Below are 20,934 nucleotides of genomic sequence, written 5' to 3'. Positions count from 1 at the left end.
TTAACACCATTTCTTCTTCTGGAATCTGCCAGATAGAATAAGGCCGCACAAAAGCCAAGAATGAAATGTTTTACGCGATGTGGTGTTAAAAGCAGGAAATCCCTTAACGGGAACCATACGAACCATATGATGAGATCAATAATTTTTTTCATTGATGATGATTTCAATCCATCTAAAATTGGACCTCTAAAGGTATCCAAGGTCTTTCAAGCGTTTGCTGATGTCTTCGGATTCTTCTTCGGAATAGATGACTTTTTCTTTTTCCTCCGGCGCCTGCGGACGATCCCAACCCTTACCCGACGGCTTTCTTGCCGCCTGAGAGGGGGAAACCATCAGATCGGTAAGAACCTTTCCCTCCATATAAGCCGGGATCTCCGCTCCGATCAGAGACAAGATGGTCGGCGCCAGATCAGAAAGGCCCGCGCCTTGTATCTTCGCTCCCTTCTTGATCCCTTTGCCCAAGGCCATGATGATACCGTCATTTCTGTGCATCCCTGTGACGCCGCTCTTGGGAACCTTCTCCAGCAATTCGTTTGACCACAAGCTGTCATTCGCCGCATAAGGACGGTCTCCGCAATCAAGGATAAGGTCGGGCGCATGGGAAACATAGGGACCTCGATAAAGATCCTCCCTTTTCCATATTTTTTCGAAAACCTTCTCCCCGGTCTGGGGATCTTTCAGTTCTGAAAGATTGGAGATGATGAATTCCCGGATCTTTTCATATTCATCGCCGCTCTCAACGATCCCCCCGCCTTCCCGGCCTTTGAGATTGACATGGATCCCGCACTCCGCAAGCCTTCCGGCATAGGCCTTGGTCCTGGACCAATCTATGAATTTATGCTTGCTGTATAACATTCTTTTCTCTCTTGTCTTGAAGCCGATCAGCCTTCTCAGGCCTAAGATGTCCACCTTTGAGGTGATGCTGATCAGCCCCTTAAGAAGCTTGTTCAGCATGAGCAAGGATCTCAAGGTACCCTTTTTATTGTATTCCTCTTTGAGGAAGAGGAGCTTCGCGTCCTGAAGCCATTTGTTGATCTGAACCATTTTGTGCAGAGGACCGGCCCCATGGTCGGATACGACGATCAAGATCGTATCTTCATCCATCATCTTCAATCTCTCGGAAAGGATATCATCCAGCACTTGATAGCAGCCTTCGATCAAAGGGAGCAGCCGTTTCGCATCCTGATGATCGTGATTCGGATGAGTTGGATCCATATATTTCCAGAATATATGCTGGATAAGGTCCGGTACCGCAAAATAAGACATGGTAAAATCACAAGAATATTTCCGGAATAAATATTGGTTCACCCGCTCCTGACATTTCAACTGATCCACAAGGAGCTTCAGAAAGTGTCCGGTCATGGAGATCTGTCTGTAAGCCTCTATTCGGTAATGGGGTTCAAAATCCAGGATTTCATCTTTGATCCGTTCAGGATATGCATATTTCACATTCTCATTCGGCGTCCCCCTCCCGGAAACCACAAATCCGTTGACTCTCTGGGGAGGGTAGGAAAAGAGCATGTTCATGACGCCTACTTTTTTCCCCTGGTCCGAGAGGATTTCCCATAGGGTCTTCAGCGGGATGAAAGAACTGTTTATTGGTGTGCATGCATAGTTCTCTTGGAGATTCCGGAAAAAATCATAAATACCGTGCATGCCGGGATAAACACCGGTTGCAAAGGTCGTCCATGCGGGACCGGATATGGGGGGGATGATGCTCCTCAGCTTTCCGGAGACTCCGGATGCCATGATTGATGCAAAATGGGGTAGTTTACCTTTTTGAATCATCGGCAGCAGGACATTGAGTGATGCCCCGTCAAAGCCGATCACCATGACTTTTGTCTTGTTTTTATTCTGCTCCATTTAACTGCTTCTCTTTTCCAAGGGTTTCAATTTTTGTCAGGCTGAAGGTGGATACGGCCAAGGCGAAAAAAAGCCATATAACCGGCTTGTAATAATATTGATCCACGGTACTATGCGCGGCTAAGGCCAGAAGGCCTCCCATAAAACAAAAAGACATGATCTCAAGGTAGGTCTCTTGCCGGATAAAATGCCGGCGAAAGTGCCGGCCGATATATCCGGCGAGCGTTATAAAGAGAATCAGTTCAAAGATGACTCCAGGTAAACCCAAATCGAAAAAGAAGGAAAAATAGAGATTATGGGAATGGGGATAATGGGTGGTCATTTCAAACCCTCCCGGTCCCAATCCTAACAACGTCAGATGTCTTACCTTCATCTCCGCCCATCCTGCCTTCCACATAATGATCCGGTGTTTCAAAGAGGTTATTTCATTGCTCGTGGGTGTCGACAAGGTAAACAACCTGAAGGGCTTGTCCCTGTTTACGGTATTTGTAAAATAAATATATCCGACCAGGAAAATCACTGCAACACCCGAAAGACACGCCGCCGTGTTGATGAACCATCTCTTTCTTAGTTTTGATATGACGACCAGCAAAAAACAGATCATCGCCACCAGCGAGCCGAGACCCGCTTTTGACAATGTAAGAAAATTACCAAAAAGAGAGAGGATCAGCGCTCCCCATAGAAGGATGGATTTCCACCTTGTTCTCATGGTCAGGAGCAGACCGATATTGACACAGATGGTCATATTCAAAATGGTTGAGGCGACGTTCGGATGCCCCAGGGCATTCCCTCGGTAGAGCACATGGGTGTAATTATTATAAACATAGATCACCCAGTCTGAAATCTTGTAGGTATAAAACATTTTCTCCGGGATGCCATAATAGGAAAGAATGACAAGAATAGACTCGATGACACCGGCAACCACCCAACAGACCATCAACTGCTTATGGATACGCTCGATGTTGACCACCTTGACCACATAATAATATAAAATAAAATTAATGATGATAAAGTAAAGGGTCACGACTCCGAAATCATGATAGGGAGCCCACCACAGCAATGAAAGGCCGGCATAGACCACCAGCAGGAACATGGGGACCGTCCAGGAGCTGATCAGAGGAACGCTTTCATGCAGCCGTGCAAGTTTTTTAAAAATCAATCCCAAGACAGCGAGAAGCAAAAACACGGAAAAAAGAGGGACCGTCTTGGTTGTTTCCGCTCCGATCCTCGTGGGCACGAAATAGAATCCGATATAATTGGCGATGAGGGGTACCATCAAAACCAACAGATAGACGGCCCATTCGGGCTTCATCAAGAGGATCACCGCTGAAAAGAAGATAACCGTCAGGATGATGGATTGTATCAACGGCAGGAAAATAAAGAGGGCTGCCAAGAAAAATTGCAGCAGCGCCATGGTCAGCAATTGAAGGAAACCGGCCGTTCTGATCGGCGATAGAATATGATCCTGAAATCTCTTAATGGTCATCACGGCCATCGGCGGATATTCCCATCATCATCTTGCTGTTTTTTCATGGGAATAGTCCCACCAAACGACATAGACCGGTTTCCCCGTTCTTTTCCGGATAAACTTATATGCATAGATATCGTCTTCACCGTTTTTGATGATTCCGATGCTGTTCCAATCACTCCCGTCGAGCAATCCGGTCATGAGTTTATAGCTGTAGTAAGCAAGTTTTTTTACTCCATATCCATCGTCATCGGAAAATTTCCCGTCATAAATCAGTCCCGTATGATCGAAATAGGAGTCATTATTCTTGAATCCCTCTACCATGCCCCAGGCCCAGAAAATCTTTTTGATACCGATCGAAGTCCCAAAGACATATCTCTTGATTAAATCCGATGCCTGCTGCGATTCAGTCTGCGGCTTGGGATCCCAGGGTTGAAAAGAGAGTTTGACCGGATCACCGCTGTAACTGCTCATTTCGGTGATCCATACGGGCATATCCGGAGGGAAGCCCATCTCACTCAGCCTGCGTCTGAGATGGTCGTAGATATCCTTGTATCCCCTGTAATTACCGGAAGCCTCACCACCCCAGTGAAAATCAATGACATCAATATATCCGCCCTTCAGATCTTCCAGTATCTTAAGGAAATGCATATCAAATATCGTGGGATTCTGCATTTCCTGCAGTAAGGCGCCGCCGATCACAACCTTTGCCGTAGGGTCCGCCTTCTTGATCGCCGTACTCGTCATCTTCACGAACTCTGCGAAATCCTTGACTTTGGGATGAGGCTCATTTCCGATCTGCCAGTATTTAACGGGCCTTGTCAGTCCAGGCATGTCGTTGATCCCGTCGCCGTCATAGCGTTCAACAGTGGCGGTCACGAAGTCCATATATGCCTTCTGGTTGACGGGCAGGTAGGAATCCTTTTGCATATATAGATTCAGATTGACCCCTTGCTTCCTGATTTTTGAAGCACTTTCCGAAGTCAAAGGGGGTCCCGCAATAATGTTGCAGAGCAGGTATAGACCCTGAGCCTCTTGGATCTCATGATCGTAGAAAGTCCAGTCATATTCCTTCCGTGTCAAGTCCTTCTGAATCAACGGCCAGATGAAATACCGTTTCATTCTGTGCCAGCTCACCCCGATATCATGTGCATATTGGTATGGATCTTTCATGTCTTCAACTTTTGCAGGATGAAAACCAAAAGGAGAGTCGTAAGTGGGCTCAACTCTTCGAAATGGAATTGCCGGCTTGTCCTCTAAAATAAAAATGGGCGCCGCTCCGATCTTCAAAGAGAGTAGGCCGTCTTTAATCTCCGCTGGAACCATCTTCAACGCACGATCAAAACCGGAGATATCCTTGCCCCTTTTGAACCTTGGATCAAGATTGACCAGGTAAGCCTTCTTCAAACCAAGATTGAGACTGATTGTCTTCTCTATTCCTTCGGGTTCGTATATCTGAGTCGATTGGGAGTACTGTAAAGACGGCATGGGTCTTTTAACCTCCGCCTCGCTGCTCTCTCCAAGAGAAACAAGCGCTTCATCCAATAACCGGTCGGCTGTTGAAACATCACCGCTCTTAAAAGATCTTTTCGCCTGCCGTGCCTTGAAAAGAGCGGCGGAAACATCTTCCCCCCGGGCCTGCTTCATTCTGATGAGTTCCTTGACCTTCTGCGCCTTCTCCATGACATCCTGCCGCATAACCTGTGATGAAGCATTCCGGGTCGCGCACTGAGCAGTAAGTACGAAGAGAAACAAAAGAAATATCCGCCGGACCTTATGTTTTCCCATGTCTTCCCCCGCTTGCATCTGAATGAAGAATACGGCTTAAAATTTATATATTATTACAAATATCCGAGATCGATCAACTGTTTTTTGATTTCTTCATCTATGCCGACCTCTTCCGGCCGCAGGTCCTCCGTGTTGAAACGCTTCGCAATCTCGTTGATCTCCGCCACAAGAGTCCCATAGACCGCAGGCTCCCTTCGCCTGATATTGTGTCTTTCGCCGGGATCTTCATTTAAATTGAACAGCTTGTCCGGAAGATAATGTAGAAATCTTGTCAATAATTTCTTCTTCCAGGATTTTTCAACCGGGTTGAAAATCTCATCAGCGTTTGCAAGCCTGGTGTGCTTGGTGATCAGTTTATAATCGGCTTTTCTCAAGGACAGGTATGGATAACTTTCGGAGATGCATCCCCTGTCGGGGAAGCGGTGGTGGTTCAGAAGCGGCATCAGCGAGTCCCCATTCAACGGGCTTTTAGGAGAGAGTTTCAGCAAGTCCAGGATCGTCGGACACAAATCCATTAACTGAACCGGATCCGGGACCCGCAGGGAATGCCTGCCGTTGAAATCGGCGATCAGCGGTACATGGATCAGCTCTTCATAGAGCGACAACCCATGCCCGAAAAAGTTGTGCTCCATAAACGCCTGCCCATGGTCCGCCGTGATGATAAAAAGATAGTCTTTGCTCTGCTCCCTCATCACATTGTAAATTTGTCCGACCATCTCATCAACGCAGAAAATACCGGCATCATACGCGCTCATGAGATATTGGATCTCTGCCTTTGAAAGCCTGATCATTCCGGCATTAATCTTCATGATGAGTTTTCGTATATTCTTGAATGCGCTGGTTCTTGATGTTAATGAATCTATGACGTTTGATCCGGATATCTTCTCAGCATCAATATCATCATCCAAAAACATGCTTACATATTTCTTGTCTGCAAAAAAGGGCTCATGGACGTACTCCCCGATGTGAAAGAGCAAAAAGGAATGCTCATGCCGTTTCACCCAGTCCTTCATGACCGCAGGGATATGATCCTGAGTCTTGATTTGTCTGGTCTCATGGAAGTGGCTGCAAAAAGACTTGGGATTGAGGAGCGCCTTAAAGGGGGTATATAAACCCGTATGATATCCATTCTCCGCGAGGAGTTGAGGAAGCACGGTAAATTTCTCATTGATTTTCTGATCCCACCATGAAATCTGCAGGCTCGATGGATACCTCCCCGTCATCAGGGAGTATAGAGAAGGGAGCGTCCAGTTGGTCTGGGATATGGCGTTTTCGAATAAAGCGCTTTTCTCGGCAATACGATCCATATGCGGGGAAGTCTTCTTGGGATACCTGTAACATCCCAGGTGATCGGCCCTCAGTGCATCGATTAATAAGATGACGATGTTCATACTTGGATTCAAACCTCCTGTCTATAAGTTTTCACAGGTTATGCATATCACTTCTGAAGGCCCTTTTTATAACTTAATATTTTTTTGATGCAGCTCATATCTTCCGATGAAAATCCCTTGGAAATAAATAACGTTCCGATATAGAGGGCCATGCCCACCGGGAGCAGGATCATATGATCCTCTCTGCCTGTCCCGAATAAGAACAAGACAAATATAACAGCAGCGGCGACGGGTGCAAGAACGGTTTCCAGCCAGGAGACGTCACGCGAATGTTCTGAGAGAAGGACGTAGTTTGTGAGAGACTGAATAACCAGTGCGAATAAGGTTCCAAAACTGGCGCCGATGAATCCAAATCGAGGCACTAAAATAATATCCAAAACGAAATTGGTCAGCAGGCAAACCCCGTCGGAAAACATGACCAGCTTCTGCTTTTTTAGTGCGATCAACAAATACCTGCAGAGGGTCGTAAGACAGAGGAAGGGGAATGCGCACAGAAGTATGGATAGGGATAAACCCGACCCGGCAAATTCCAGGCCGAATAAAAAGAAGACGATTTGATCAGAAAAGGCAACCCCGACAACGGTAATCGGGAGGGCGAAGATCAACGTCATCTTGAAGGTTTTTGCATATAGCTTCCTGAAATTTTTAAGGGTCTCGTTTGTTTGCGCAAGACGGGAGAAAACCGGAAGAAGGACTACAAAAAAAGCCATCGGCAGCACCTGCATTCTCATCAATATCTTATGCGGCGCCTGGAAAAGTCCGACATCGGCATTACTCCCCATAAATTTCAGCACAAAGACGTCTACATAAAGAAAGCCGTTGATCAGAAAAAGAGAGATCATGAGCGGCAGGCAGGTCACGAAGAGATCATAAAGCTTTTTGAAATGAATTCGTATCCTGGGCAGCAGAAAATGCTTCTTGAACAACAGCAGACAGGCAAAGAGGCTGATCAGACCGGCGGAGCCCGACGCAAGAAAGATGCTGAGAAACCCAAGATCAAAATGAACGACGAGCAGAACCAATACCAGCTCGGTCAAGACATTGATCAGTGTGATCCATGCCAGGTATTTCATCTCCTCAAAAGCAATGATCACTCCGAAAAAGTTTCTAACAAAAGCATCGATAATGAAATAACCTATTGAGATCAAGAGAGCGATGATGGAGACTCTGTCCATTCCAAACATATAAATGACCGGCATCGTGCAAACCATCACAGGGATGACCATCAGCAGGTTCAGAACCAGGGCGTTCCCGAGCAGATCCGATGTCCTTCCCCTGTCTACAGCAACGTCTCTTGCAAGGATCTGATTTAATCCGAGAAAGAGCATGGGAGATAAGACCCAGGCAACGGCAAGCACAAGGGAATAAACCCCAAAACCGTCAATTCCAAGGTAGCGGGCGATCTGCGTCATGATGAGAAGGTTGAAAACGGCTTCCATCACCCTGGCGGTCAGAACAAAAAAGGAATTTTTTGCTATCTTTCTGACTTGATTCATTGAACGGCCTGATCGTTTGAATGGTTCATATTGCAGCGGATCCTCTCTTCAAACTCATCCCAGAAATGCCAGAGGTGCGGGTATCTTTGCACATAAGACTCCATCTTTGCTATAAATATGGAAGCGATCTCATCTTCGCTGGCATCGGAATTCAAGTTGATCGGCTCATGGATGGTCGTCTTGTAGCGGCCATCCTCCTGAAGAACCGTAAAAATGGGGATGATCGGCGCGCCTGTTTTCTTTGAAAGGAGCGCGGGGCCGCGTGGAAACAGCATTTTCTTCCCTAAAAATTCTCTTTCGGCAAATTTGCCCAGGCGTCTTCCGCCGTCAGAGCCGTCTCCGATTGAAAAAACCACCATGTTTTGTTTCAGACATTGGAATAAAGGCCTTAAAAACGAATCCGCATAAATCAGATGGGCCTTCATCTTCTTCTCATATTTTACACGTAACTTATAGGCAATATGCCTTCCCATGAAACTTAATCCCTCATTGATCGTCAGCAGGAGCGCCGCCACGGGATAGCCTTCCAGTCCCAGGGCATGGACGGGCAGGAACAAGGGCCCGAAATGGGGGTGAAGCAATATACAGCCCCTCCCCAAGGCAAGGGCCTTATTCAAGTGATCCATCCCCTCGAAGGTGTGGACCTGATCAATGTTTTTTTTATTGAGTCTCGGGAAAAGAAAGATATGCAGCCGGTTCACATAATGGTTTCTGAAATACTCCCTTATTGTATGAGGAAAAAAATTTGTTCCGGTCTTCGCCGGATCTCGGAAAATCATTTTCAGGTTATTCAATAGGGCGGCCCTCTTCCCCCTTGACAAAAAATAATGAAGGTCGCCCATCCCTCTTAAGACATTCAGGGAGTATTTCAGGGGAGCCATTCTAACCATCCATCTTACGGGATACCAGACGATCAGCCTTAGGACATCCCTTGCAAAATTCTCTCGAATTATCATGATAATTGGTTATATGACCACAACGCCCCATACTGCGGCATTTTCCTTTTCAAGCATATTCACCAGTTCTTTGGCTGCTTTCTGAGGGGTTCGACCTTGTCTGACGACTAATATGACCTTTCGTGCATAAATGGATATGATCAATCCATCAGCGCCGGATGAAAAAGGCGGGGTATCGAACAATATGAAATCATAGAGCTTCAACATCTCTTCAAGAAGCTTTTCAAATTTCTTGGATTGCAGATGGATCTGAGGGCTCTCCATCCATACCGAACCGGCCGTAATCATATCCAGATTGTTTTCAAACGTTTTACTGACAATATCCTGGGCCGCCAGGCCGTTTAAAAGATAGTCGCTGAGCCCCTTATCGTTGGGTATATTGAATGCCTCATGGAGAACGGGCCCGCGCAGGTTACCGTCTACCAGAAGAACCCGTTTGTTCCCACGAGCCAAGACGCACGCGGCGTGAACGGCCACAGTGGAGTTTCCGGCCTTGCCTGATGTACTGACCACGGCAATGGCTTGTCCGCCTTTCGCATTTCTGAAGCCGTTCGCTTGTGTAAAAAAATTATAAATAGGCTCGGTAAATGGAGACTGAGTCGTTTCAAGAATGTTCAATTGCGATCTTTTGACTTTGGGAAACTTCACAACGATTCCCTGATTGAGGACCTTCTTGGTTTCATCGAGAGTTTTAAGGGTACGATCGAGGTAATCGTAAAGGAACGCAAAAAATATTCCCAGAAATATGCCGGCAACAGCGGCGATCCCAAGATAAATTTCATAGTCATCAAACGTATGAGGAAAATAATATTTTCCAGGATCTGCCGGCTGAACAACCATGGCATTGGTCAGGTCCAAATCTGAAGTGTTCCTCACGGTCTCCAGATCGAGAAATATGGAATTATATACTGTTTTCAAGTCATCTGCCCGCCTTTGTAACTCACTCAACTTTGTCGTTTTTTCCGTAATATTTCTAAGCGACTCCTGTTTCGAATTGATCTGGGTATCCAGAATCTTCTTCCCGGTCTCGATTTCCACTAACGAAATGATAATATCTGCATACCTTGTTGAAAGTGTGTTGTAAAAGGATGATGACCCTGTCACCAAGGAATTAGACAACCTGGATGAAAACTGTGAAGCAATATTCTTCGAGATTTCCTTTCTGATATTCTCTTTCACAAGATCGATCTGATGCTTCGTAATTTTGACTACCGGATCCTCATCTGTTTTTTCCTTTATCATTTTTGCCAGACTGGTTTCAAGCTTCTCCAATTGTTCCTTATAACCACTGATAACCGTGTTGTCCGATTGATGAGAAGTCATATCTCCAAGATTTTGCTGGTTCAGCCATGAGGCCTCCTGCAGATTCTTCAGACTCGCCTTGGACTGCTCAAACGCACGCGAGGCCTTGTCTCTTTCGGTTTCAAGATCCTTGATCTCAGAAATCATCATACTGGTCTGAGTCGTTACATCATAGAGTTGATTAGCGGTCTTAAATTCCGCAATGCTTTTTTCCTCCCTTTTCAGTTGAACTTCTACCTCCATAATCCGTTTTTCCAAAACCTTTCTGATTTCCGCCATCTGCCTCCGATATTGGTCGGCCATTTCTGTTGAGAAATGATGAATCACCTCATCGGCGATCAGCTTTGCCTCGGAACCCGTCGCAGAGTAACCCCTGATTTCAAATATCTCCGTGGCGCTCATGTTTTCAATGTCCACCCCTCTTTTTTTGAAAAGAATGGTCGTGATCGAAGGGTCAATAAAGTTATCCAGTTTCAACAGGTCCCCTTTGCTGTCTTGCAGATTCAACTTTTCGATCACTTTCCCGACCACCGGCGTGCTTTCAATGGCCGCCTCAATACTATTCATGATCTTATCCTTATCGGTAAACGTAATCTGCCCGAGATGTGGAGGCACATTTTTTATGAACATCTGCTTGAAGTTGGTTAAATTGATCAGGAGTTTAGCCTTACTTTGATAAACAGGCGGCAAGAGGATGAGAATCACGAAGGTCAGCAGCGGCAAGAGCAAAACGGATATGATGATGATCCACTTCCTTCTCAAAAGGATTTCCCAATATGCTCTCATTTCCATAGGCTTATTGTCTCACTTTCCTGATGATGCAAAAAAAAATACCCTCTGAATGACATTTTCAAGATATGACTACGCCTATCTATATATCAAACTTTTATTACATCACTTCGGGGTAATGACCACTGCGTTCCCGACATCCTCTCCATGGAAGACATTTTCAACGGTGGGTTCGAGTACGATGCCTGTTTCCAGGTTGACAATAGGTGAGATGATACTCGCAATACGTTTGAAAAAGCGTTCCGTATCGGCAAAGGTCGATGCTGGAATATAGACGATGTCTCCCGCTTTAAGCAGAATATTCTGCGACCAATCCCCTTCCCGCAAGGCCGCTTTAAGATCAAGAGAGCGGAGTACCGGGGCAACCAGGCCTCCTCGGACAAGAAGGACGTTTTGCTCCTTGGCATCCTGGGTGAATCCGCCGGCCATGGAGATCGCCTCTATTAATGAGTTGGCGCCCGTCATCTGGAATATCCCGGGCCTCACCACTTCTCCTAATACATAGATCTTCTTGCTTTTGGAAGATAAAATATTGACGCTCACCTTGGGATTGAGAAAGTAGTCGGCGAGGCCGTCGGCAATCCTGTCCCTTAACTGGAATATACTCATACCGTTCGTCTGGATGTCCCCAACAAACGGATAGGAGATGAAACCCGTCGGGCCGACCAGTATCTTTCTGTCCATATCCTCGACGCCCCAGACCGTTATCTCCAGTTGATCGCCCGGGCCGAGGGTAAATTCGGATACTCTAAGCTTCTCGTCCGAAACAGTTTCTTGTTTTTTTTCAATATCGCCAGGATGAACGGCTGTTTTGTTTTTTGCACACCCCGTAAACATCAATAACATGATCAAGACCGTAAGAGCCGTTAATATGTTTCTCATTCAAAAGGCCCCTTCTCTTTTAAAAACCATAATAATCGTCTTCATCAGGAGCTTCAAGTCAAGCCATGTGGACTGATTCTTCACATAGTCTATATCATGTCTGATCCAGCCATCGAAAAGTGTTCCGCTTCGGCCGCTGACCTGCCATTGCCCCGTGATGCCGGGTTTCACTTTCAACCTCAAATCCCTCCAGCTCGGGCTGAATTTCATTTCCTCCATGGCCAACGGCCTGGGCCCCACCAGGCTCATCTCTCCTTTCAGCACATTGAACAACTGGGGAAGCTCATCAAGGCTTGTTTTCCTCAAGAACCTTCCTACGTTCGTTATCCTGGGATCTCTTTTCATCTTGAACATAGGACCATCCAAAATGTTTTTACCCAAGACTTCATCGTGTAACTTCTCTGCATCCTTGACCATGGTTCTGAACTTGTACATCTTGAATTCTTTCCCGTCTTTCCCGCATCTTTTCTGCCTGAATATCATCGGGCCGGGAGAGTCGATCTTAATCAAGACGGCTATTATAAGGAAGATCGGAAGAAAAGTAAACAGGCATAAAAAAGACACAAAAAGATCAAACAACCTTTTGAATATCAGATAAGCCCCGTATTTCCAGCGTTTGTAAGACGCGCTGAACAAATCGGTCCCGCAGTGATTCAAACCATCAAGCCCATGCTCTGATGATGAGATATTGAAGTTCTGATGAAACCTGTTGTCCTGAATCACAATCGTATTCTTCACTCGTTCATCTTCCCGGATAACGACCTCTTCTCCTATAAGACTATGCTCTATTCGGGAATTAGACGATAATTCCGCTTTCTCCCAAATAATGCTTTCACGCACCAGAACGTCCTTCCCAATGCGAGTTCCGTCTCCAATGCTTGCAGGACCGATGATTTGTGCATAATCCTCAATGGTACAATTCCTGCCGATGACCACAGGTCCCAATAAATATGCCTTAGGCGAGATTCTCACGTTCTTACCAACCCAGACCCTTTCCATGATCTCACTTTTGGAACTCCCGTTATGATTGCCGCCCATAAACCCATTGGAAAGAAGATCCCTGTTCAGTTGAAAATAATCGCTGAGACTGTCGAGCTTTTTTACGGGATTTGACAGCTCATACGCGTAGATTCGAAAACCTTTATGGCCCAGTTCAGGAATGAGTTGTTCTTTGATATCCATATACCCCTTATCGGGAATATGATCCAGCACGATCGGATTAAAGATGTAAAACCCTGCAGGAAGCAGGATCCGCCGTTGATCCCGTGACGGATGCAGGATATGAAATCTTTTTATACGACCGTCTTTCCCAACCTCTATATTCTCCAAACTTTTTTTAAAGCCGTTGCTTTTCTCAACCACAACCGTAACCGCAGCCTTCTGGGTATGGTGAGCTGAAAACGCCTCTGACAAATCAAGATGGCCCGTAAATACGTTCGGGCTGATCACCAGAAAAGGCGAAGATCCTATGAATCCGGCAACCTCTTTTAAGCATCCCGCGGTTCCCCTCGGCCGCTTTTCTTCAAAGACCGAGACCTTCATGCCCTCTATTCGATCATCATTAAATAGACGGCCTATGGAACCTCCCCCGCTTGGATGTCCCGACAAGACAACCATGACCTCTGAAATATGACTGGCTTCTAAAAAAGAGAGGAGATGGTAAATGATCGGCTCATTGGCTACGGGAAATGAAAGTTTGGAATAATAGTTTGCAAGGGGGAAGATTGCTGTTCCTGGACTACCTGCTAAAATTACGGCCTTCATACATACGCTCCATATGAAAGAACCATCCGGCCTTAAAAGCGAATGGTTCACTTAACAAGATCTTATTTTTCCGTGTGCTGTCTTTAAGATACAGCTTCGCCCTCTCAATTACATGATCCATACTCTATCTTGATGAAAAAATTAAACTTTTATGTTTTTTAAAAACAATTTCGGCAGCATTCATTATCTTAAACGTCGGAAAGAAAAAAACATAAAACCGCCAATATTTTTATAAGTTAAAACTTATTGTTTGAATTTTATCATCTCATCTCCTGAAATGTCAACTATAAATATCTTATCAGTTTGGATATTCCCCTTTTATTAAGCAAAAACTATGCCTAAGATCAATAAAGTAACTAAAAAAGTAGAAAACTTTAAAAATCAATGAATTAAACAGATTATCTCAATAGCTGATGATAAGTCCGGCTAAATATAAGGTTTGATGGAGGGGAAAATATACTTTTTATGTGAAAACTTTTACACAAAAAGGGAAAAAGTTTTCCACTTTTCTCGTGACGCGAATAAATGGTTTGCCGCTGAAATGATCAGAATGCTGATATGGAAAAAGATGCCGTAACCGTTTATATTCTATATATTATAGAAGGAATCATGACGGTCTGGACGTCCTTTCTCAATCTTTCGAATCGTCAATCCGAAACCAAGAACCAGGATACCGATGAGGATGAAGAAGGCGGCCACCATCACTTGAAGCAAGGCTGGAAAAAGAAGAATCAGAACCCCCAATAGGATCAGAAGGCTCCCTTGAAGGATAAAGAAACCAGAAAACCCTCCTGGCCCGCCTTGATTCAGACTATACAAAAATCTCATCTTATTTCTCACCTCTCCTTCCGGACTGTTGTTATTCTTTGATTGATTGCCCCGATGATACCGGCTCTCCTATCGTCTTCTTCTTGAAGACCATACGATCGGAAGCCCAGTCTGCAAGCAGGGTATCTCCTTTGGTGAAACCCCCAGTCAGGATTTCCTGGGAAAGGGGATTTTCTATGACCTGTTGAATGGTCCGTTTCAGCGGCCGGGCCCCATAAAGGGGGTCATACCCCATCTCTGAAATCTTGACCTTGAGTTGATCCGTCGCATGAATCTGCAGACCGGAATCCTTGAGTCTGAGGTTCAGACGCTGGATCAGCAGGTCCACAATCTCGAGGATGTTCTCTTGGGTCAGCGCATGAAATACGATCACCTCGTCGATCCGGTTGAGAAACTCAGGCTTGAAGGCCCCCTTAAGTTCCTTGAGGACGAGTTCCTTCATAGACTCGTAATTCCTTTGATACGCTTCTTTCCCCAAGGACTCTGTGATGCCCCGGATATGCTGGCTCCCTATATTAGAGGTCATGATGATCACGGTGTTTTTAAAATCCACGGTACGGCCATGGGAGTCGGTCAACCGCCCGTCATCGAGAACCTGCAGAAGAAGATTAAAGACATCGGGGTGGGCCTTCTCGATTTCGTCCAGAAGAATCACGGAATAGGGCCGCCTTCTGACCGCTTCGGTAAGCTGCCCTCCTTCTTCATAACCGATATAGCCGGGCGGCGCTCCGATCAGGCGCGCCACGGTATGACGTTCCATATATTCAGACATGTCGATCCGGGTCATGGCATCTTCATCATCAAACAGAAATTCGGTCAGAGACCGGGTGAGTTCGGTTTTGCCCACGCCGGTCGGACCCAGAAAAATGAAGGAGCCGATGGGGCGTTTCGGGTCCGAAAGTCCGGATCGGGCCCTTCGCACGGCATCCGATACGGCCTTGACTGCCTGATCCTGGCCGACTACTCTCTTTCTAAGCACCTCATCCATCCGAAGCAGTTTCTCCCGTTCGCCCTCCATAAGCTTTGTGACAGGGATCCCCGTCCACTTGGCCACGATCCCGGCCACATCCTCTTCAGTGACCTCCTCTTTGAGCAATCCTCCATCTTTCTGGATGGACTGGAGATGATCATTTGCAGCATTAAGCTGTTTCTGCAACTCGACCAAGGCGCCGTAACGGAGTTCCGAGGTCCTCAAAAGATCACCTTCCCGTTCCGCCTTCTCTTCCTCGATCCTGGCCTGCTCAATCTTTTCTTTGATGGACCGGATCGTCTGGATGGCGCCCTTCTCCGCCGTCCACTGTTCCTTGAGGCCTGCCTGCTTCTCTTGCAGTCCTTTGACCTCCTGCTGGATTCTCTCCATTCGCTCTTTGGAGGCGGGATCCTTTTCACGCATCAATCCCTGGCGTTCGATTTCGAGTTGACGGATTTTTCTTTCCACCTCATCCAGGACAATAGGCATGCTGTCAATTTCCATCTTAAGGCGGGAGGCGGCCTCATCAATCAGGTCGATGGCCTTGTCCGGCAGGAAACGGTCCGTGATGTAACGATGAGAAAGTACGGCTGCGGCCACCAGCGCAGAATCCTGTATCCTGACCCCGTGATGCACCTCGTAGCGTTCCTTGAGCCCCCGGAGGATGGAAATGGAATCTTCAACGGTAGGCTCTCCTACCATGATCGGCTGGAACCTCCTCTCCAGGGCCGCATCCTTTTCTATATGTTTGCGGTACTCATCGAGGGTGGTCGCGCCCACGCATCGGAGTTCTCCCCGGGCCAGCGCCGGTTTGAGCATGTTGGAGGCATCCATGGCCCCTTCAGCGGCGCCTGCCCCTACCAGCGTATGCAGCTCATCAATGAAGAGAATCACCCGCCCCTCTGCCTCGTGAATCTCCTTCAAGACCGCTTTCAGACGATCCTCAAATTCACCTCTGTATTTGGTCCCCGCGATCAGCGCTCCGAGGTCCATGGCCAGGACACGCTTGTCTTTAATGCTCTCCGGGACGTCGCCGGCCACCACGCGCTGGGCAAGCCCTTCGGCCAGGGCGGTCTTCCCGACTCCCGGCTCTCCGATCAAAACCGGGTTGTTCTTGGTCCTTCTGGAGAGAACCTGAATCACTCGGCGGATTTCCTCATCCCGGCCGATGATCGGATCCAGTTTACCCTTCCGGGCCTCCTCGGTCAGGTCACGGGTGTAGCGCTTTAATGCCTGATACTTCTCCTCCGGATTTTGGTCCGTGACGCGATGAGAGCCCCGGATATCCTTCAGAACGGTGAGCATCCGGTCCCGGGTAACACGGTATTTCTTTAGGAGCCTGCCCGCCTCTCCGCCCTTCTCAGCCAGGCCGAGGAGCAGGTGCTCCGTGCTGATAAACTCATCCTGCAATCTTCCGGCTTCAGCCATGGCCGATTCAAAGACCTGATTGAGTTCAGGCGTAACGTAGATCTGATCCATGGCGGCCGGGCCGTGCACCTGGGGCTTTCGCTCGATCATCTCCCGGACCTCACCCTCTATTTTTTCGGGCGAGATCTCCAGGCGCTGAAGTATCGGCGCCGCCACCCCCCCATCCTGACGGATCAGGGCCATCAACAGATGATCACCATCCACCTGCTGATGTCCGTGCCGCTGGGCAATGGATCTGGCCTCGGAAACGGCCTCCTGCGCCTTCAATGTAAAACGATCAAACCTCACAGATCACCTCGATGTCAACATGCTGCCCACGGTTGACCCTTCATTCCTTAGGCATATCACCATTTCAATTTGCTTCTCGGGTCCTCCGGATTCAACCGTTCAAAATCCCTGATGAGCTGCTCGGATCTTGTATCAACTTTTTTGGGGACGGTGATCTTGATCACCACAAACTGGTCTCCCCTGCCTCCGCCCCGCAGATGCGGAAACCCCTTTCCGGCAATTCTCAACTTCTGACCGCTCTGTGTCCCCGGCGGGATGGTCAATTGGATCATTCCCTCAATCGTAGGAACCCGGATCTTCGCACCCAGGATGGCTTCAGCAAAACTAACAGGGACTTCAAGGTAGATATGGTCCCCTTTTCTTTCAAGATAGGGATGGGGCCGGACCTGGGTCACAATATAAAGATCTCCCCGAGGACCTCCGCTGATCCCTGGCCCTCCCTTGCCTGGAAGACGGATTTTAGAACCTGAGTCTACTCCGGGAGGAATTTTTACAGAGATTTTTTCATGATTCAGGTTGAGCGAGGTCTTCATCCCTCTGGCCGCATCCTCAAAGGAGATCTCCATGGAATATTGAACGTCATGACCTGCTCTCGGTCCGGCAGGCCGGCCCCTGTGTGCGGCGCCGAAGAGATCGCTGAAAATATCCTGGAACCCGGCGCCCTCTCCTCTGAAAATGTTATCAAATCCTTCAAAGCCGGGACCATCATGGGAATAGGCCCGTGTGGGATCAAAATCAGAGCGGGCGGCCTGGTGTCCAAAAAGGTCGTATTTCTTTTTCTTATCGGGGTCGCTTAAGGTATCATAGGCCTCGGAAATTTCCTTAAACCGGGACTCCGCTGTTTTGGAATTCACATTCACATCCGGATGATACTTCCTGGCGAGCTTCCTGTAAGCCTTTTTGATCTCATCGGGTGACTCATTTCGCGAAACACCAAGGATCTCATAGTAATCTTTTTTTGCCATGTTCTCATCTTGTCTTTCTCATGCCAACGGGAACATGAAAAGATTGACCAGGTCCTTCATCATCCTTCCTGGAGCCCTGAACATCATAAGATTATTTCACTTCGACCTTGATGCTATGGGGCTTCTTCTCCTGCTTCTTGTGCATGACGATCTTGAGTATCCCGGCTTCGTATGTGGCCTTAACCCCGCTCTGGTCCACGCTGTTGGGCAGGGTAAAGGATCGCATGAAGTTTCCATAGGACCGCTCAATCCGGTAATAGGTCTCATCGTCGGACGGCTTCTCAAACTTGCGTTCTCCCTTTAAAACCAGTGCATTGTCCTCGATCTTGATGTCAATATCGTCCTGAGAGATGCCGGGGATTTCCGCCTTGAGAACCACGTGAGTTGCGGTCTCATAGATATCCACCGGTGGAGACCAGTTCCCCTTGGAGAACTCCTCAGTCCCCTCGTTCCTTTTGGAGAGGGTATCATCAAAGAGCTGGTTCATCCTCTCCTGTATAGACATCAGATCCTTGAAGGGCTCCCATTTTTTTAAATACATGCCTTTTCCTCCCGGTCGGATTATTTCTCGTCTTCAAATTCGGCATCAACCACCTCACCCTCCTCCTGCGGGGCCTTGTCCCCTCCGGATGACGGCTGAGACTCGGTCTCGGCCGACGGCTGCTTGGCATGATGTTGATAAATGATTTCTGCAAACTTATGCGACGCCTTGGTCATCCGGTCGGTCGCCTGTTTCATTTTGTCCATATCTGCGGATTCCATGGCCTTCTTCCCTTCCTGAATGGCCTCTTCAACTTCTTTAAGATCCGCAGATGGAATCTTATCCTTGTTCTCGCTGATGGTCTTCTCTGTGCTGTAGATCAGGGAATCCAGACGATTCCGGATCTCAATACTCTCACGCCTCCCTTTATCCTCCGCGGCATGTTCTTCGGCTTGAGCGACCATCCGTTTGATATCCTCCTCGGAGAGACCGCTGGATGACGTTATCGTAATCTGCTGCTCCTTTCCTGTTCCGAGATCCTTGGCCGAGACATTGACGATCCCATTGGCGTCGATATCGAAGGTCACCTCGATCTGCGGCATGCCTCTCGGCGCCGGCGGCAGCCCTACAAGATGAAATTTTCCGAGGGTCCGGTTGTCCAGGGCCATCTCCCTCTCCCCCTGAAGCACGTGGATCTCCACACTGGTCTGATTGTCCTCCGCAGTAGAGAACTTCTCGCTCTTTTTGGTCGGAATGGTGGTATTCCGATCGATCAGCCTGGTCATGACTCCGCCCAGGGTCTCGATACCCAGTGAGAGCGGCGTCACGTCGAGGAGCAGGAGATCTTTCACCTCCCCGGCCAGGACGCCTCCCTGGATGGCCGCGCCCAGGGCCACCACCTCATCCGGATTGACCCCCTTGTGGGGCTCCTTCCCAAAAATATCCCGGACCAGCTGCTGAACTTTGGGTACCCTTGTAATCCCCCCGACAAGAACCACTTCGTCCACGTCTTTGGCGCTGATCTTTGCATCGGCAAGGGCCTTGAGACAGGGCCCCTTGCTCTTTTCGATCAGATCTTCGACCAGTTGTTCGAATTTGGAACGGCTGAGCTTGAAATTCAAATGCTTGGGTCCTGAGGCATCCGCCGTGATAAAGGGGAGGTTGATATCCGTTTCCTGAACCGTGGAGAGCTCAATCTTGGCCTTCTCGGCCGCCTCCTTGAGCCTCTGCATGGCCATCTGGTCCCTGCTCAGGTCGATCCCCTGGTCTTTCTTGAATTCTGCAATCAGCCAGTCAATGATCCTCTGGTCCAGGTTATCCCCTCCCAGGTGGGTATCCCCGTTGGTTGATTTGACCTCTATGATGTTATCCCCCACTTCGAGGATGGAAATATCAAAGGTACCGCCGCCGAAATCATAGACAGCAATGGTCTCATCTTTCTTCTTATCAAGGCCGTAAGCCATGGCCGCTGCCGTGGGTTCATTGATGATCCTCTTCACATTCAGACCGGCAATCGTGCCGGCATCCTTGGTGGCCTGTCTCTGGCTGTCATTAAAATAGGCCGGAACGGTGATCACGGCATCCTTCACGGTCTCTCCCAGAAACTCCTCCGCTGCCTTTTTCAGTTTTTGCAGGATCTTGGCGGAGATCTCCGGCGGCGCAAACTCCTTCCCTTTCACTTCCACCACCACATCCCCATTCGGTGTCTTGGCCACCTTGTAAGGAACGATTTTCATCTCTTCGTTCACTTCATGATACTTTCGACCCATAAAGCGTTTGATGGAATAGACGGTATTTCCCGGATTGGTCACAGACTGTCTCTTGGCCACCTGCCCGACCATGATGCTCCCATCCTTGCCGAAGGCCACCACGGATGGCGTGGTCCGCCCGCCTTCCTCGTTGGTGATGATCTCCGGTTCTCCACCCTGCATAATGGCAACCACCGAATTGGTTGTTCCGAGATCAATTCCGATAATCTTACCCATAGGTTTCTCCTTATTTGTAAAATACGCCGCAAGCGTTTCCCTGCAAAACTTGAATTCTTTTAAAATATAATGATCGGATCTCCCATTGTCAATGTGCAGACAATTAAAAAAATGGGGTTCATCTCCAAAAGAGTGGGTGAAAACATCAGGGGTCAAGGGGTCAAGGATTCCAGGGATCAAGTGAAATGCTGAAAACATAAGGGGCCGAGGGTCATAGGGTTCAAGGGTTCCAGTGTTTTTCTCTGGAAATTTTGCTTGCGTTCTTGTACTCGGTTTACCGGTATCAGTAT

General features: G+C 47.9%; 14 protein-coding genes. All 14 read right to left on the bottom strand.

Features of this window, described 5'->3' with window-relative positions; genetic code table 11:
* Positions 1 to 186 precede the first annotated feature (186 nt).
* Entirely contained in the window at positions 187 to 1,863 is a 1,677-nt protein-coding gene (locus tag AUK29_10960; GenBank protein ID OIP60789.1) for a hypothetical protein, read from the bottom strand.
* Positions 1,850 to 3,358, bottom strand: coding sequence for a hypothetical protein (locus AUK29_10955; GenBank protein OIP60788.1), 1,509 nt, complete (start codon positions 3,356 to 3,358; stop codon positions 1,850 to 1,852). The genes AUK29_10960 and AUK29_10955 overlap by 14 nt, the downstream gene beginning before the upstream one ends.
* An 18-nt stretch (positions 3,359 to 3,376) precedes the next feature.
* The gene (locus AUK29_10950) at positions 3,377 to 5,119 is read right to left on the bottom strand and encodes a hypothetical protein (protein ID OIP60787.1); all 1,743 of its coding nucleotides are present in this window, start codon (positions 5,117 to 5,119) and stop codon (positions 3,377 to 3,379) included.
* 53 nt (positions 5,120 to 5,172) lie between these two features.
* Entirely contained in the window at positions 5,173 to 6,510 is a 1,338-nt protein-coding gene (locus AUK29_10945) for a hypothetical protein (GenBank protein OIP60786.1), read from the bottom strand.
* Between the two features lie 47 nt (positions 6,511 to 6,557).
* Positions 6,558 to 8,006: a hypothetical protein gene (locus AUK29_10940; GenBank protein OIP60785.1), complete on the bottom strand. Its 1,449-nt coding sequence runs from the start codon at positions 8,004 to 8,006 to the stop codon at positions 6,558 to 6,560.
* Positions 8,003 to 8,887 carry a hypothetical protein gene (locus tag AUK29_10935; protein ID OIP60784.1) on the bottom strand — a complete coding sequence of 295 codons (885 nt, stop codon included), beginning with the start codon at positions 8,885 to 8,887 and terminating at the stop codon, positions 8,003 to 8,005. Before AUK29_10935 ends, AUK29_10940 begins: the two co-directional genes overlap by 4 nt.
* Positions 8,888 to 8,971: 84 nt before the next feature.
* Positions 8,972 to 11,056, bottom strand: a complete 2,085-nt coding sequence (locus AUK29_10930; protein OIP60783.1) for a hypothetical protein — start codon at positions 11,054 to 11,056, stop codon at positions 8,972 to 8,974.
* A gap of 102 nt (positions 11,057 to 11,158) precedes the next feature.
* Entirely contained in the window at positions 11,159 to 11,935 is a 777-nt protein-coding gene (locus tag AUK29_10925) for a hypothetical protein (GenBank protein OIP60782.1), read from the bottom strand.
* Positions 11,936 to 12,571, bottom strand: a complete 636-nt coding sequence (locus tag AUK29_10920; protein OIP60806.1) for a multidrug MFS transporter — start codon at positions 12,569 to 12,571, stop codon at positions 11,936 to 11,938.
* Between the two features lie 1,716 nt (positions 12,572 to 14,287).
* Complete coding sequence (locus AUK29_10915; GenBank protein OIP60781.1) at positions 14,288 to 14,527, bottom strand: hypothetical protein; 240 nt, start codon at positions 14,525 to 14,527, stop codon at positions 14,288 to 14,290.
* 31 nt (positions 14,528 to 14,558) lie between these two features.
* Entirely contained in the window at positions 14,559 to 17,213 is a 2,655-nt protein-coding gene (locus tag AUK29_10910) for an ATP-dependent chaperone ClpB (protein ID OIP60780.1), read from the bottom strand.
* Between the two features lie 56 nt (positions 17,214 to 17,269).
* Positions 17,270 to 18,178 carry a hypothetical protein gene (locus tag AUK29_10905; GenBank protein OIP60779.1) on the bottom strand — a complete coding sequence of 303 codons (909 nt, stop codon included), beginning with the start codon at positions 18,176 to 18,178 and terminating at the stop codon, positions 17,270 to 17,272.
* Between the two features lie 91 nt (positions 18,179 to 18,269).
* Positions 18,270 to 18,719 (bottom strand): hypothetical protein, encoded by a 450-nt coding sequence (locus AUK29_10900; GenBank protein OIP60778.1) that lies wholly within the window; start codon positions 18,717 to 18,719, stop codon positions 18,270 to 18,272.
* 20 nt (positions 18,720 to 18,739) lie between these two features.
* Positions 18,740 to 20,644: a molecular chaperone DnaK gene (locus tag AUK29_10895; GenBank protein OIP60777.1), complete on the bottom strand. Its 1,905-nt coding sequence runs from the start codon at positions 20,642 to 20,644 to the stop codon at positions 18,740 to 18,742.
* Positions 20,645 to 20,934 lie beyond the last annotated feature (290 nt).

This window comes from Nitrospirae bacterium CG2_30_53_67, assembly GCA_001873285.1.
Taxonomy (GTDB): Bacteria; CG2-30-53-67; CG2-30-53-67; order CG2-30-53-67; family CG2-30-53-67; genus CG2-30-53-67.
Note: the sequence above shows the minus strand (reverse complement) of the source record. Positions and strands in the feature narration are given on the sequence as shown.

Coding starts and splice junctions, on each gene's coding strand:
- AUK29_10945 (OIP60786.1), bottom strand. CDS start 6,510: ATGAACATCGTCATCTTATTAATCGATGCACTGAGGGCCGATCACCTG.
- AUK29_10925 (OIP60782.1), bottom strand. CDS start 11,935: ATGAGAAACATATTAACGGCTCTTACGGTCTTGATCATGTTATTGATG.
- AUK29_10935 (OIP60784.1), bottom strand. CDS start 8,887: ATGGCTCCCCTGAAATACTCCCTGAATGTCTTAAGAGGGATGGGCGAC.
- AUK29_10950 (OIP60787.1), bottom strand. CDS start 5,119: ATGGGAAAACATAAGGTCCGGCGGATATTTCTTTTGTTTCTCTTCGTA.
- AUK29_10895 (OIP60777.1), bottom strand. CDS start 20,644: ATGGGTAAGATTATCGGAATTGATCTCGGAACAACCAATTCGGTGGTT.
- AUK29_10915 (OIP60781.1), bottom strand. CDS start 14,527: ATGAGATTTTTGTATAGTCTGAATCAAGGCGGGCCAGGAGGGTTTTCT.
- AUK29_10930 (OIP60783.1), bottom strand. CDS start 11,056: ATGGAAATGAGAGCATATTGGGAAATCCTTTTGAGAAGGAAGTGGATC.
- AUK29_10960 (OIP60789.1), bottom strand. CDS start 1,863: ATGGAGCAGAATAAAAACAAGACAAAAGTCATGGTGATCGGCTTTGAC.
- AUK29_10940 (OIP60785.1), bottom strand. CDS start 8,006: ATGAATCAAGTCAGAAAGATAGCAAAAAATTCCTTTTTTGTTCTGACC.
- AUK29_10955 (OIP60788.1), bottom strand. CDS start 3,358: ATGGCCGTGATGACCATTAAGAGATTTCAGGATCATATTCTATCGCCG.
- AUK29_10900 (OIP60778.1), bottom strand. CDS start 18,719: ATGTATTTAAAAAAATGGGAGCCCTTCAAGGATCTGATGTCTATACAG.
- AUK29_10905 (OIP60779.1), bottom strand. CDS start 18,178: ATGGCAAAAAAAGATTACTATGAGATCCTTGGTGTTTCGCGAAATGAG.